Genomic DNA, 13057 nt, shown 5'->3' with positions numbered 1-13057 from the left:
GATACGGGCGGCAGCAGAGCATTTTTACACTCTAGACCGTCTGCATCCGTCTATAAAGTTTTATTTACCCGATTGATCCTGTATAGAAGCGGCAATTTGTATCATTTCGCTCACAGGCAGGTCAGCACTGGTGATTCTGAACTCGATTCCGTCATTCATCCAGGTCATCGTCTGCTGTTCGCCTCCGGTCAGAACGGCAAAGCTTCCTCCAATATCAACCAGTTCGCCTGCGGCCAGTGCGACCGCCCGATCTTTGGGACGTGCCTCTACAATGGTATAGTTATACGTTCCACTATACCGCAGCATCACCGCATGTGTACCATTATCCTCGAGCTCCGGCGTATCCTTGATCTGTACTCCGGCTGGCGTGTAGGACGGTTCGATCAAGCCGAACTCACCCATCACAGCTTCTGCCGCATTTGTTCCCGCTGACGTTCCGTTTGTGGCATCCGATGTGCCCGGGGTTTGTTGCTGCGCCTCTGCGTTGGCTGCTGCGTCCGGTTTGGATGTATCGTTTGTGGCAGTACCGTCCACCTTCGCTTCCCCTGACGGCTGCTGGACTGCATCCCCTGCTGTTCCCTGCTCTTGTCCGGGTTCGCCAGACGTCACGCCAGTCGTCCCATCCACCGCACCGGAAGGATCAAGCTGACCGCTGGAATCTACTGCTCCAGAAGATGGCGCCCCTTCGCTACCCGTACTCGTCTTACCTGAAGCCATGTTCCGCTCCATATCAAAGGAGTCCTTGTCAAACTTCGTATCAAAAGCAAATTGATCGAATTTCAGATCAACAACTACCTTGGCATTCGCATCAGACACCTGTACCTGAGTGGGTGCATAGTCATTTTTGGACAGCCATATCTTTTGTCTCACCAGCGCATGGCTGTTGTAATTTGCTGCCACATCAAACACATAGGATTTATCGTCGGTAGCCAACTGACGGGAGGCATCGCCGATAATGCTGCGAACTAACGTTTCATATAAATATACTTGACCCTGATTGTTTGGCCAGTCGCTTTTGAAACGGAAGCTTTTGTTCAGGCTGGGTGTCAGTACAAATACACCCTCATCATTACGAAGCACAATTTGCGTAACATCCTTTTTCTCGTTCGTCATGGCAATTCGGTAATAGGACGGCTTGCGGTAGGAAATATCAACCTTGTATTCCTGCGGCGTGTCGCCGGTATGCAGCGTCATCAAAGCTGTACCGTGGTAGCTGTTCAGGTCGCTCACCACGTCACTCAAATCTTTAACCACATCGTCCGCGCTCTTCTTGCCGCACCCGGCCAGTAGCAGCGTTACACACATGACCATGGCAAGCATCCATGAAATCCGGCGCATGTCATCAACCCCTTCAGCACATGTTTTAAATGAATTAGTACATGTCTATGAAGGACTTGTTCGATTTATGCAGACTGGCATGACAAGCTTGAACGTATCCTTGTGTAATGCTATAAAATCTTTTGGAGAGTGATTATAAATTCATACAGAAAATACAATGAAAAACCGATCAAAACCACGCCTGCACTGATCGTAACCCACTTGATGGCGGTTCGATTCATCGCTTTTCGTGTTGTCGCAACAAGGGCCATCAAGCCTAAATCATGGATAAGAATACCAAACAAAATACCTAAGCCGACAATCAAGAATTGACTTGTATTTGACCGATCAAATGAGCTTGCCAGCACAGTTCCAAAAACACTCACCCAAAACACTAAATTTCCTGGTGAAACAGCTACAAGCAGCCCATTTTTATAGGAAGAAAATAATGATTTCGTCTTTTTCTCTCCTTCTAGCGCAATATCATGATCCGCATTTTTAATGCTGTCGTACCCTACGTAGCACAAAAAAAAGGCTCCAACGAACCACATAATCACTTGTACAACAGGTAATGACAAAACAGAGGCCAGACCAAAATATAAACCAATGATTAATAACAAATCGACGGTCATCCCCCCAAGGCCCACAATCCATCCATGCATGAATCCATTCTTTAGCCCTTGCTTCGTCATTTCAATGGTAATTGTACCTACAGGTAGTGCTATAGAGAAACCTAGTAAAACATATGTAATAAACAATGCCATTTCAAAACCCCTTTCAAATGTATAAAAATGATATTCTATACCTTAAAAAATGACAAATCAATAAAATTTGAAAAACCTGAAATGAGCTAAGAACACATGAGAATTATTTTGTACAAAATCGGATTCATTGACCAAGTTTGTCCATTGAGTATTGAGGGTCCAGCGCTTATCATTGCTTTTGTGATAATAATTCTCATTTACAAAATTCTGAATCATTCTATTATACGGAGGTTGCTATGACCAACAAGAACTCGACAATCAACAAAAATTCTACTCGACAATACACTGCTCTGATCTGCCTTTTCTTTCTTATGGGGGCATTGCTACTGGGATGCGGCGCATCTGACAATCAGACTGCAAGCAGCAACACAACAGCATCTACAAAAACATCGGAAGCTGCCACAACTCGTGACTACACAGACTATAAGGGACATACAGTGAACATTCCCACGACTCCTGGGCGCATTGCTTACTTCGGAGAAAACTATGGGGATCTATTGGTTTTAGACGTACAAGCTATAGGTACATCGACTTCTATGATTGAAGGTAAGGTTTATGAGAAGCAGGTTCAGAACGTGGCCGATCTGGGGTTCCCGATTAATTTGGAAAAAACCTTGGAACTTCAGCCTGACCTGATCATTACCGCCGATACAGATGAAAAACAATACGCAGCGTTAACAAAAATTGCACCTACAATTATGTTCGATACCTTTGCCCCGTTAAACGAACGTTTGCTACATCTCGGAGACATTGTGAATAAGAAAAAGGCTGCTGAAGATTGGCTTGCCCAATATAAAATAAAGGAAGCGGAGATGTGGACCAAGCTTCACGCAGAGGGTGTTAAGGCGGGGGAAACTGCTTCAGTGTTTACCTACTATCCTGGCGACCGTTTATTCGCAATGGGACGGACAGGACTGTCACAAATACTGTATGAAAAGAATGGTTTCAAGCCTACTCCTCTTATTCAGAAAGCACTGGATGAGGACAAAGGATTTGTACAAATATCTCAGGAAGTGATCGGACAATACGCTGGAGATCGGATTTTCATACTAAGAACACCAAGTTCAGAAGCCCAACAATCCACTGAACAGTTAATGAAAAGCAAGCTGTGGCTCCAGCTTCCTGCTGTCAAACAGGGACGTGTGTACACTCAGGATATTGGCAAAACTGAAAGTGATGCTTCCACTCGAGAATGGCTGCTGGAGGAATTGCCCAAGCTCATCAAATAAAAATTGGAGAAGCTTATCGACACTTGTTGATAGGCTTCTTTTTTGTTGAACCTAAAGGAGGTATACTTATACATACATGATAACCATTCTCAATAAAAGGAGCAATACCGTGAACCAGTCTCCGTCGTCCGTATATCCTCCCCCATTCAGCTCACTGCTTTTTCATTTTAAAGAAATTGCGTTGGTTGGTGAGCCTACCGATGAATTATTATCACGTCCCAATTCATATCACTGTCTTCTTATATTCATCGGTGGGACAGGTATGGTGGACATTGGCCCAGAGCAGTATCTATCCCATACAGGTCATGGGTATTGGCTAGCTCCAGGTGAATCCTATCAAATCGCTCCCCTGAATGGAACTGTACCCGAATACTACAAAATCACGTTTGAGGTCATCGCTTTGCCATCAGAACCACAAGCTGACATGGCCTTGGCTGAACACGCAGCACGTATGCCATCCCTATATCATGAACCTGTCCTGCCGGGACCGCGCGAATACATTGCCTCCTCTTCTTCCTCCAAACTTGTTCAGTTGACTGAAGAGTTATTTCATAGTACCCAACAAACGGTACAGCCGCATAACCAAACATCTGTATTACGGCAGCAAATCATGTTTCAAGAGTTGCTCTTGTTGTGGCAGGAAGACCACACCCATATTGATCAAAATAATACCTCTAATCCGGCATTGCCAGCATCGGTGGAAGGTACCCTTTCATATATGGAAAACCACTATGAAAAGCCCATTACCGTCAAGCAGCTCGCTGAACAAGCGAACGTTTCCATATGGCAATACTCCCAATTGTTTCGTAAAATTACAGGCAAAAAGCCGCTGCATTACCTCACTGAGCTGCGCTTGAACCATGCCAAGCGGCTGCTGCTGGAATGCAAACGGCCTTTACGTGAAATTGCCCGTCAGGTTGGTTTCTCTGACGAATATTATTTTAATCGACGGTTTAGGCAAATGACCGGGATTCCCCCTGGCAAGTACGCACTTTCTGTCTCCGGTTCTGTGCGCGTCAAGGATTGGACGGGTCACCATATTCACATTCCGCGCCGAGCAAGCCGCATCATCTATCATGGAGAAACGATGGGCGATCTATTGGCATTAGGGGCCAAAGCCATCGGTGGAAGTCTGCGACTCAGTGAATACAGCGTCTATAAACATCGTCTTGTGAATGTCGCCGATGTGGGCCTTCCACTGGATATTCGCTTGACCAGCGCTCTTGATCCCGATCTAATTATCATCGCCAATTCGGATGAACAGGAATATGAGCGCATTGCTAGTATCGCTCCCACCGTCACCTTCAACTCCTTCGCCACACTGGAGGAACGGATGCGTACACTTGGCGTCTGGCTCGGTAAGGAGCGGGAGGCCGAACGCTGGTTGTCTACCTTTTCAGCCCGCAATCTGGCAATGTGGCAGCAGCTCGGTACGCAAATCACAGCCGGAGAAACGGCCTCCGTCTTCATCTTCGATCATGGTGATCGGCTCTTTGTCATGGGTATGTCCGGATTCTCGTCGGCCCTCTACCACCCACAGGGCTTTCAGCCCGTTGAGCTGATCCAAAAGGTGCTCGACGCGGAACAAGGCTTCGCAGAAATAGATCCGAACGAATTGCCTGATTACGCCGGGGACCGCATTTTTATGCTTGTCCCAACAGCTCCAGAATCCAAACGTACGCTGGAACGTATGATCAGCAGCCCTCTCTGGCGCAGCCTTCCTGCTGTACGTCAAGGTCGGGTATATTTCGTAGAAGCTGACCGCTGGAACTGGAGCGATGCCATGACCCGGCAAAAACTGCTTACTGCACTGCCCAAACTGCTTGGCACTCCATCCTGAGAAGCTGCCATTTTTCTAAAGATACTACATTAGACCTTGAATGCTCCCATCTGCCTCCAGCGACATATGCTCAGCTGCTGGGGATTTGGGCAATCCTGGCATCGTCATAGTATTGCCTGTTTCCACGACCACAAAGCCTGCCCCTGCGGACAAAGAAACGCGGGACACGTGAATGGTAAAGCCCTCCGGTGCACCTAGCAGAGAAGGTTGATCTGAGAAAGAATACGGCGTTTTGGCCATGCATACAGGCAGTTGTCCAAAACCAAGCTGCTCCATACCGGCCAACGCCCGTTTGGCCGCAGGAGTGTAAGCTACCTCTGCCGCACCGTAAAGTTCCTTCGCAATGACACTAATTTTCGCTTGCAAATCAAGTGTATGCTCATACAATGGTGCAAAATGGGCTTTGTCCTCCTGGAGCAGGTTGAGCAGGCTTTGGGCTAGCTTTTCTCCCCCTTGGCTTCCCTGTGCCCACACCTGTGACAGCTCTGCGGGTACACCCAGCTTGCGGCATTCCGAAAATATTAGTTCCAGCTCGGCCTCGCTATCTGTTACAAAATGGTTGACCGCTACCAGTACTGGCACGCCAAACTTTTGCAAATTCCGTACATGCCGGTTCATGTTGGCTAATCCAAGTTGCATTTGCTCCAGATTTTCTGCGTCCAGCTCATTTTTAGCTACACCGCCGTTATATTTCAGCGCTTTGGCGGTTACGACCAACAAAGCCGCATCTGGCTGCAAACCGGATTGACGGCACTTGATGTCAAAAAACTTTTCTGCCCCCAGCTCAGCCCCGAATCCAGCCTCCGTAACGACCACCTCTCCCAGCTTCAGGGCCAGCTTCGTACCGATCAAACTACTGCATCCATGCGCAATATTCGCAAAAGGTCCGCCATGCACAATAACTGGAGTTCCCTCCAACGTTTGCACCAGATTGGGTTTCAATGCTTCCCGAAGCAGCACAGCCATACCTTCCACCGCATGTAGTTCCTCAGCTGTTACCGTTTCGCCATCTTCGTTATAACCAATCACCATCCGACCCAATCGCACTTTAAGATCGTCCATATCTTCACTTAAACATAATACCGCCATCACTTCTGAAGCCGAGGTAATCAGAAAGCCACTTTCTCTCACCGCTCCATTACCTGACCCCAATCCGGTCACAATATTTCGTAAACTCCGGTCGTTCATATCGACAGCGCGTTTCCACACGATCCGCTCCGGTTTCAACCGCAAAGCATTTCCATGAAACAAATGATTATCGATCATCGCTGCCAGCAAATTATGCGCAGCTGAAATCGCGTGAATATCACCTGTAAAATGCAGGTTAATGTCTTCTGCCGGAACAATCTGGGCTTGTCCTCCCCCGGTTGCTCCTCCTTTCATGCCGAAGCAAGGGCCAAGGGACGGCTCACGCAACGCAGCAACGGTTTTATGCCCCAGCGCATTCAGCGCCTGTGACAGCCCGATGGTTGTCAGCGTTTTTCCTTCTCCCGCCGGTGTGGGATTCATCGCCGTAACCAGCACCAGCTTTCCATTCGGGCGATCCTTTAACTGCTCCCACAGGGACGGGTTCAGCTTCGCTTTATATTTTCCATACGTCTCCAAATGTTCTTCTTCAATTCCTGCTTCTTTGGCTATATCAATAATCCTCTTCATCTTTCGTTATGTACCCCCCGTTTTATAAGTCTGACTGATGGTGCCAAACCCTGTATCGTTTTATTTTACCAAAGTGTGCCGCTTATTGCGCTATGATTCATTTCATCGCAAGCGTTGCTATCATGTGAGTTATAAAAAAAGAGCATTCCCCGCCCGCATGGACTTTGGTGGATGCTCTTTTGATACGTCTCGTTTAACAAGCAGCTCTCAAATTAACCTGCAAAGTTAGCAGCGTAATTTTCAGCAATAAATCCCTTAGAAATCAGGATAGCTTGGGATTTCTTAGTAGCAGGACCATAGCCTTGGGACAGCAGATCATTAATATGTAAGCGGTTATAGATGAAGCAAAATACAAAGTTGGACGCCCCACTCGTAAGGATCGACACCAGAAAAATAATAACTGCCCACTTCCAATCCCCTCTAAACAACGCAGGGAAAAAACCGAAAAAGAGCGTAGTCCATGAAAAACCTACTTTGCGTTCCTTGATCATTCCAGTTTTATTTCTTAATTTAATTTTCATTTACCCCTTACCTCTCTTTATATAGTCTTTTAGAACTATATTAGATTATATAGGACAGAGGGAATAAATGGAACTTAATTTCGGTAAAATCATAAATTTCTCAAATACTCTCTAGTTTATAATGCTTTTCTAGCATTTCTTTAAAAACATCAACAGGGTACTTGTATTCAACAGTTTTGAAAACAATCCGGTTATTCCACTGGTTTTTTTCCAGCTCGCACCCATGCTCCATATCCAGTTCCTTCATGATAAAAATAATCTCATCCAAGGTTCCCATTACACTATGACTATTCGTCGTCGTAGCCAGCATCTGCTCGCCTTCCTGTGTGTATGCCTTTACAATCTGCTCATCAAAGCCTTCACTGATCATTAATTCCTTCAAAGCTTGCACAAAAAGAACTGGCAGGTTGTTGTACTGCGATTTTTTGATCCCAAAAAGCGTGATGCTTAAGCGGGATATATCATGCATAAACACTATATTTTTTCTTCGATTAAGTAAAAACAAGCTGGCATGCCAACTATTCAAAGGCGGATAAATATCAACTTGAAGTGGTTCAGTCTCCCATTCCTTCAGCAGTTTTTGTGTTCCTCGTATAACAAACATTGTTGCTCTCCTTTATTGACGGTCCTGTACCGCAGCGTGATTCGACATACCTAGTCTCGTACATGAGGCATGTCCCGGATATTATAACACCGTATTCCAAACATCCGATTATAAACTCTTTCAGTATAATATAGGGGAATGATATATTACCAGACACATTAATTTTCCCTTTGGATATTTTTTATGGAAATCCCCTCCACTGCTCTATATAATTCAGGTACAGTTCGTCACGCGAGCTTAATCTAAAAATTAGGGGTGTTCCACACCTATGTCACAACATATTTTACTTATTGAAGACGATCTATCTATTGCCGAAATGCTACTCAAAGCACTCACTAAGGAAGGATACAGTCTAACCACTGCCTATGACGGGGAAGAGGGGCTTCTTGCCTTTGAACGTCATACCTATGATCTGGTACTGGTGGATTTGATGATGCCGAAGGTGGACGGTATGGAGGTGATCCGCCGAATCCGTACCCACAGCGCCGTACCTATTCTGATTATGTCAGCCAAGGACAGCGATGTGGATAAAGCGCTTGGACTGGGCTTTGGGGCAGACGATTATGTTGCCAAACCTTTTTCAATGCTGGAAATGACCGCTCGTATTCAGTCCGCGATCCGCAGATCTACTACATATGCCCGTCAGCAACAGCAGGAGGAACAGCCGCAAGCACAAGTTTTGACCTACGGCAGTCTGCGCATTGATTTTGATCATTTTACAGTCATACGCAATGAAAATGAAATTCAGCTAACAGCCAAAGAGTCCGATATTTTGAAGCTGTTTGTAGCCAATCCGAATCGGGTATTTACAAAAGCACAATTATACGGATTTATTTGGAAAGACGATTATATGGGCGACGAGAACGTGATTAACGTCCATATTCGCCGCCTACGTGAGAAAATCGAAGAAGATCCCTCTCATCCTGTCCACATTAAAACGCTATGGGGCATTGGCTACAAATGGGAGAATGGCTGATATGAACATCGAAAACATTTCTGAATGGATTGTCGGTCTCATCATGTCAGTCGTTATAGTATGGTTTTGGCGGGAGCGTATGGCCTATAAGCGCAAAATAAAGGATATCCGAACCCTACTAGAGCGGATTGTGACGGTGAACCATGCGGAAAAGCTGCTATATGTCACAGGTGACGTTGAACTGCAACGACTCATGACGGAAATTAACCGACTACTGGACTTGAATCTCAGAGTGTCTGCAGATTACAACCGTAGCCAAATCGCTATGCGCAAAATGATTTCGAACATTTCCCACGATCTCAAGACCCCGCTTACGGTTGTGCTTGGATATGCCGAGATGCTGGATGGCGATCCGACTATTTTGCCAGAAGAACGTATAAAGCTGCTATCCAAAATTCATCAAAAGACAAGCGAGGCGATTGAGCTGATCGGCAGCTTTTTTAGCTTGGCGAAGCTGGAGGCTAATGATACGGATATTCCGTTGACTCGACTAGAAGTGGGAGAACTGTGCAGACGCAGTATTTTGGAGTTTTATGACCTGCTGACCGCACAGGGGTTTACTGTGCATATTGAGATCCCAGAGCACCCCATTCATGCCTTGGGGAACGAAGGAGCGATTGGGCGGGTACTGAACAATCTGATCTCGAATGCCATTCGCTACGGGGCAGACGGACGGACGCTGGGTCTGGCTCTATCGGAACAGCAGGATACGGTGTGTATCGAGATATGGGATCGTGGGAAAGGCATACAGGAATCTGAGCAGGACAAGGTTTTTGAACGCATGTACACACTGGAGGACTCCCGCAATAAGGCGGTACAAGGCAGCGGACTGGGCCTTACGATTGCCAAACGCCTGGTTGAAGCGATGAACGGAGAAATTCAATTAACTAGTAGACCATATGAGCGGACGGTCTTCTCTTTTACATTGAAGAAAATCAACTATTAGTCGAACTAAACATGCTCAACTTAATAAATTTGTAAGAATCACGAAAGAAAAATGAACATTTCGCCCTTTATCCTTGAATTATCAGCAGTATACGAAGGGAGAACACCCATGACTTACGTAATACGTACACATCAGTTGACCAAGGCCCTGAAGGGCAACGAACTTGTAGCGGGAGTCAGTATGAATGTGCGCAAGGGAGAAACCTATGGCTTTCTCGGTCCTAACGGGGCAGGCAAGACGACGATAATGAAAATGATTACGAATCTGCTCAAGCCGACATCGGGTGAAATTGAATTATTCGGTGAAAAATTAACGCCGAAGTCGTATCATCTGCTCGGACGGATGGGTTCAATTATTGAATACCCGATTTTTTATGACAGGCTGACGGCACAGCAAAATCTCGAACTTCATTGTGAATATATGGGCTACTATAATAAGCAGGCTGTTCGGGATGCCCTGGAATTAGTGAATTTGCGAAATGTAGATGACAAGCCGGTAAAGGATTTTTCGCTAGGAATGAAACAACGTCTCGGGATTGCGCGCGCTATTGCGACTAAGCCAGAGTTACTCATTTTGGATGAACCCATTAATGGTCTGGACCCAGTGGGAATCAAGGAAATCCGCCAACTATTCCACATGCTATGCAAGGAATATGGGATGACCCTGCTCGTGTCCAGTCATATTTTAGCGGAAATAGAGCAGATTGCGGATACGGTAGGCGTGATTAATCACGGACGACTGATTGAGGAAGTATCGATGGAGCAGGTGCGGGAAACCAATACGGAATACATCGAATTTACGACCAACGATTGTAAGAAGGCGGCCTACGTCCTCTCCCATCATTTGAGCCTGAATAATATAAAGGTGATAAATGAACAGAGTATACGTATTTACGATACAAATGTACCGCAGAAACAAATTACGAAGACGCTCATCTTAAATGATATAGAGGTGGATTCCATTCATCAGAAAAGCAGCACGCTGGAAGACTACTTTTTTCGCCTGTTAAACGGAGGTGATCTCCATGCTTAAATTGATGCAGTTGGAGCTGAAAAAATTCCATCTGACGGGTTATATCCGTTCAGCCCTGATCGCCAATGCATGCATTCTTGGGCTGCTCTGTGTTATTGCGCTGGAAAGTCAAAGTGAAGGAATACCTGAATTCACACAGTACACTCAACTATTGGATCTAATAGACAATTTTGTAAGAGCTACATTTATTGTGTTTGCTTCCGTTCTCCTATGCCGCTTTATCGTCGGGGAATTTAAGTCCAAATCGATTACGATCTTGTTCATGTATCCGATTCATCGTCAAAAGCTGATGATCGCCAAACTCTTGGTCGTATTACTGTTCACGTTCTTGTCCATTATTATTTCGGAAATAATCATTACGGCTGCTATTCATCTGCTCAACCAGTTTGTTTTGATTGTACCGGATAACCTTACTCTTTCCATACTGGGGCAACAATCAGCACGGACGTTAATCAATGCCGTTGCTGCCAGCTTTATGGGACTGGTTCCGCTGTATATGGGGATGCGAAGATACTCTGTACCCACCACCATTGTGACCTCAATCCTGATTGTAGCATTGCTTTTCTCCAATAATAACGGCGCTACACTTAGCTCCATAGCCCCCGTGCAAATCGGCTTCTCTATACTGGGAATGCTTGTGGCTTATGCGGCGATTCGACGTATTGAGTATAAGGATATTACCTCGTAATATGTAATTTCGTAGAGCGCTTTCAAAAAACAGATGAAAATCATTGTTCGATATACACACATTTTTCACTGGACTTCATTCTAAAACAGGTATATCCTATAGGAGAAATTAAAAACGGAATAAGGATCTTCGGGGTAGGGTGAGATTCCCAACCGGCGGTATGGCTCATGGAGCTAAGCCCGCGACTCTGTATCTGGCAACAGGATACGGACTGATTTGGTGAGATGCCAAAGCCGACGGTAAAGTCCGGATGGAAGAAGATCGAAATATCAACATGCCGCGAAGTGGATGAATACTGCGTTATTGGTTTTGCAGTAACTTCATTTAACTTGCATAAAGCGGCAAGTTTATTTGATCAACCCCCGTCTTGCATGGCCTTTCGCCATGGACGGGGGTTTTTGTGCCACCGGTCCTGTATTCGCAAGGAGCTAATTGAGTATGAGTCAATCTTCTACTGTACTAACATCCAAAGGTTTTGATCGTAGCTCCCACATGAAAAATGGTTTTTGGCTGGTCGCAATTGGAGCAGCCTTGTGGGGCGCAGACCCGCTGTTTCGTATTATTTTGTTAAAGTCATTTACTTCAACACAAATTGTACTAATGGAGCATGTGCTGCTTTTCCTCGCTCTGACACCGATGTTGTGGAAGCATCGTGAGGAGCTCAAAGCGGTACGGCTTCGTCAAGTTTTCGCTATTTTGTTCGTCTCGTGGGGTGGCTCGGCTCTGGCCAGCGTAATTTTCACCATGGCACTCAGCAATGGTGATTTGAATGCTGTACTCTTACTCCAGAAGCTTCAACCCTTGGTCGCTATTATTCTAGCTCGTATTATTTTGAAGGAAATGTTGCCGCGTCATTTTGGATTATTAATTGTCGTCGCTCTGTTCGGGACGTATCTTCTGACCTTCGGTTGGTCGCTCCCCTTCGGACATGTTCGTGATTTTGTCCAGGTCGGTAGTCTACTTGCACTCGGTGCAGCAGTTCTGTGGGGCGGTTCGACAGTCATGGGAAGTTACTTGCTTCGTTCAATGAAATATGAAACGGTAACCTCCCTCCGCTTCATGGTCGCGCTCCCTCTGCTGATTGTCCTCACCTCCGTAGAGCATGCGCCATGGAATATGCCTGCCGGTACATGGGCGGGCGCAGCTGTGATTATCAATCTGCTATTGCAGGCATTGCTTCCGGGTCTTCTTAGCTTATTGTTGTATTACAAAGGCTTAAGTACGACCAAAGCGTCTTATGCTACGATGGCAGAATTAAGCTTCCCCATGGTTGGTGTCGTGATTAACTGGATCGCATTTCAGCAAATTGTCACTGTAGCGCAATTGACTGGTTTTATGCTCATCTGGATTACGCTCTTTATGATTTCACGTCAGCAAAAAAATTAACAGTTCAATGTCCCTTTCATGACTCACCCAAGCCAAATCGTGAAGATGCTTTTGCATCTCTGATTTGGCTTTTTATGTATTCGTATTCATATAAATCA

Annotated in this window: 12 protein-coding genes and 1 riboswitch; of the genes, 7 read left to right on the top strand and 5 right to left on the bottom strand. The window is 45.8% G+C overall.

What is annotated here, in order from left to right; genetic code table 11:
* Positions 1-60: 60 nt before the first annotated feature.
* Both ACUUJN_RS06605 and ACUUJN_RS06600 read right to left on the bottom strand, forming a co-directional pair.
* On the bottom strand, positions 61-1338 hold the full coding sequence (locus tag ACUUJN_RS06605) for an outer membrane lipoprotein-sorting protein (protein ID WP_023987594.1): 1278 nt from the start codon (positions 1336-1338) through the stop codon (positions 61-63).
* A 110-nt stretch (positions 1339-1448) separates the two neighbouring features.
* Positions 1449-2081, bottom strand: a complete 633-nt coding sequence (locus tag ACUUJN_RS06600; protein WP_484669418.1) for a LysE family translocator — start codon at positions 2079-2081, stop codon at positions 1449-1451.
* A gap of 236 nt (positions 2082-2317) precedes the next feature.
* On the opposite strand from ACUUJN_RS06600, the gene ACUUJN_RS06595 reads away from it, so the two are divergent.
* Both ACUUJN_RS06595 and ACUUJN_RS06590 read left to right on the top strand, forming a co-directional pair.
* Positions 2318-3310: an ABC transporter substrate-binding protein gene (locus tag ACUUJN_RS06595; RefSeq protein ID WP_028543052.1), complete on the top strand. Its 993-nt coding sequence runs from the start codon at positions 2318-2320 to the stop codon at positions 3308-3310.
* A 109-nt stretch (positions 3311-3419) separates the two neighbouring features.
* Positions 3420-5150, top strand: coding sequence for an ABC transporter substrate-binding protein (locus ACUUJN_RS06590; RefSeq protein WP_338533369.1), 1731 nt, complete (start codon positions 3420-3422; stop codon positions 5148-5150).
* Positions 5151-5174: 24 nt separating this feature from the next.
* Here ACUUJN_RS06590 and ACUUJN_RS06585 read toward each other — a convergent pair whose 3' ends face one another.
* From ACUUJN_RS06585 to ACUUJN_RS06575, 3 genes are all read right to left on the bottom strand, one after another.
* A complete protein-coding gene (locus ACUUJN_RS06585) occupies positions 5175-6806 on the bottom strand; it encodes a formate--tetrahydrofolate ligase (protein WP_069080823.1) in 1632 nt (543 codons plus the stop codon).
* A gap of 212 nt (positions 6807-7018) precedes the next feature.
* Positions 7019-7327 carry a hypothetical protein gene (locus ACUUJN_RS06580; protein WP_013309242.1) on the bottom strand — a complete coding sequence of 103 codons (309 nt, stop codon included), beginning with the start codon at positions 7325-7327 and terminating at the stop codon, positions 7019-7021.
* A 100-nt stretch (positions 7328-7427) separates the two neighbouring features.
* The gene (locus ACUUJN_RS06575; protein WP_023987589.1) at positions 7428-7931 is read right to left on the bottom strand and encodes a DUF6933 domain-containing protein; all 504 of its coding nucleotides are present in this window, start codon (positions 7929-7931) and stop codon (positions 7428-7430) included.
* Positions 7932-8199: 268 nt separating this feature from the next.
* Here ACUUJN_RS06575 and ACUUJN_RS06570 point away from each other — a divergent pair, with 268 nt between their 5' ends.
* From ACUUJN_RS06570 to ACUUJN_RS06550, 5 genes are all read left to right on the top strand, one after another.
* Positions 8200-8907 (top strand): response regulator transcription factor, encoded by a 708-nt coding sequence (locus ACUUJN_RS06570; RefSeq protein WP_023987588.1) that lies wholly within the window; start codon positions 8200-8202, stop codon positions 8905-8907.
* 1 nt (position 8908) lies between these two features.
* Positions 8909-9853, top strand: a complete 945-nt coding sequence (locus ACUUJN_RS06565; RefSeq protein WP_053324892.1) for a sensor histidine kinase — start codon at positions 8909-8911, stop codon at positions 9851-9853.
* Positions 9854-9961: 108 nt separating this feature from the next.
* Positions 9962-10885, top strand: coding sequence for an ABC transporter ATP-binding protein (locus ACUUJN_RS06560; RefSeq protein ID WP_053324891.1), 924 nt, complete (start codon positions 9962-9964; stop codon positions 10883-10885).
* A complete protein-coding gene (locus ACUUJN_RS06555; RefSeq protein WP_069080825.1) occupies positions 10878-11573 on the top strand; it encodes an ABC transporter permease in 696 nt (231 codons plus the stop codon). Before ACUUJN_RS06560 ends, ACUUJN_RS06555 begins: the two co-directional genes overlap by 8 nt.
* 121 nt (positions 11574-11694) lie before the next feature.
* Positions 11695-11839: riboswitch (FMN riboswitch) on the top strand.
* Positions 11840-12011: 172 nt separating this feature from the next.
* Positions 12012-12959 carry a DMT family transporter gene (locus ACUUJN_RS06550; protein WP_484669417.1) on the top strand — a complete coding sequence of 316 codons (948 nt, stop codon included), beginning with the start codon at positions 12012-12014 and terminating at the stop codon, positions 12957-12959.
* The last annotated feature ends 98 nt before the right edge of the window (positions 12960-13057 follow it).

It is taken from the genome of Paenibacillus sp. LRG-1 (assembly GCF_057220305.1).
The sequence above is the reverse complement of the archived record's forward strand: the minus strand, read 5'-3'. Positions and strand labels throughout refer to the sequence as shown.

Excerpts from the sequence above, each read along its gene's own strand:
- ACUUJN_RS06605 (WP_023987594.1), bottom strand. The coding sequence starts at position 1,338 with ATGCGCCGGATTTCATGGATGCTTGCCATGGTCATGTGTGTAACGCTG.
- ACUUJN_RS06600 (WP_484669418.1), bottom strand. The coding sequence starts at position 2,081 with ATGGCATTGTTTATTACATATGTTTTACTAGGTTTCTCTATAGCACTA.
- ACUUJN_RS06595 (WP_028543052.1), top strand. The coding sequence starts at position 2,318 with ATGACCAACAAGAACTCGACAATCAACAAAAATTCTACTCGACAATAC.
- ACUUJN_RS06585 (WP_069080823.1), bottom strand. The coding sequence starts at position 6,806 with ATGAAGAGGATTATTGATATAGCCAAAGAAGCAGGAATTGAAGAAGAA.
- ACUUJN_RS06580 (WP_013309242.1), bottom strand. The coding sequence starts at position 7,327 with ATGAAAATTAAATTAAGAAATAAAACTGGAATGATCAAGGAACGCAAA.
- ACUUJN_RS06575 (WP_023987589.1), bottom strand. The coding sequence starts at position 7,931 with ATGTTTGTTATACGAGGAACACAAAAACTGCTGAAGGAATGGGAGACT.
- ACUUJN_RS06570 (WP_023987588.1), top strand. The coding sequence starts at position 8,200 with ATGTCACAACATATTTTACTTATTGAAGACGATCTATCTATTGCCGAA.
- ACUUJN_RS06565 (WP_053324892.1), top strand. The coding sequence starts at position 8,909 with ATGAACATCGAAAACATTTCTGAATGGATTGTCGGTCTCATCATGTCA.
- ACUUJN_RS06560 (WP_053324891.1), top strand. The coding sequence starts at position 9,962 with ATGACTTACGTAATACGTACACATCAGTTGACCAAGGCCCTGAAGGGC.
- ACUUJN_RS06555 (WP_069080825.1), top strand. The coding sequence starts at position 10,878 with ATGCTTAAATTGATGCAGTTGGAGCTGAAAAAATTCCATCTGACGGGT.
- ACUUJN_RS06550 (WP_484669417.1), top strand. The coding sequence starts at position 12,012 with ATGAGTCAATCTTCTACTGTACTAACATCCAAAGGTTTTGATCGTAGC.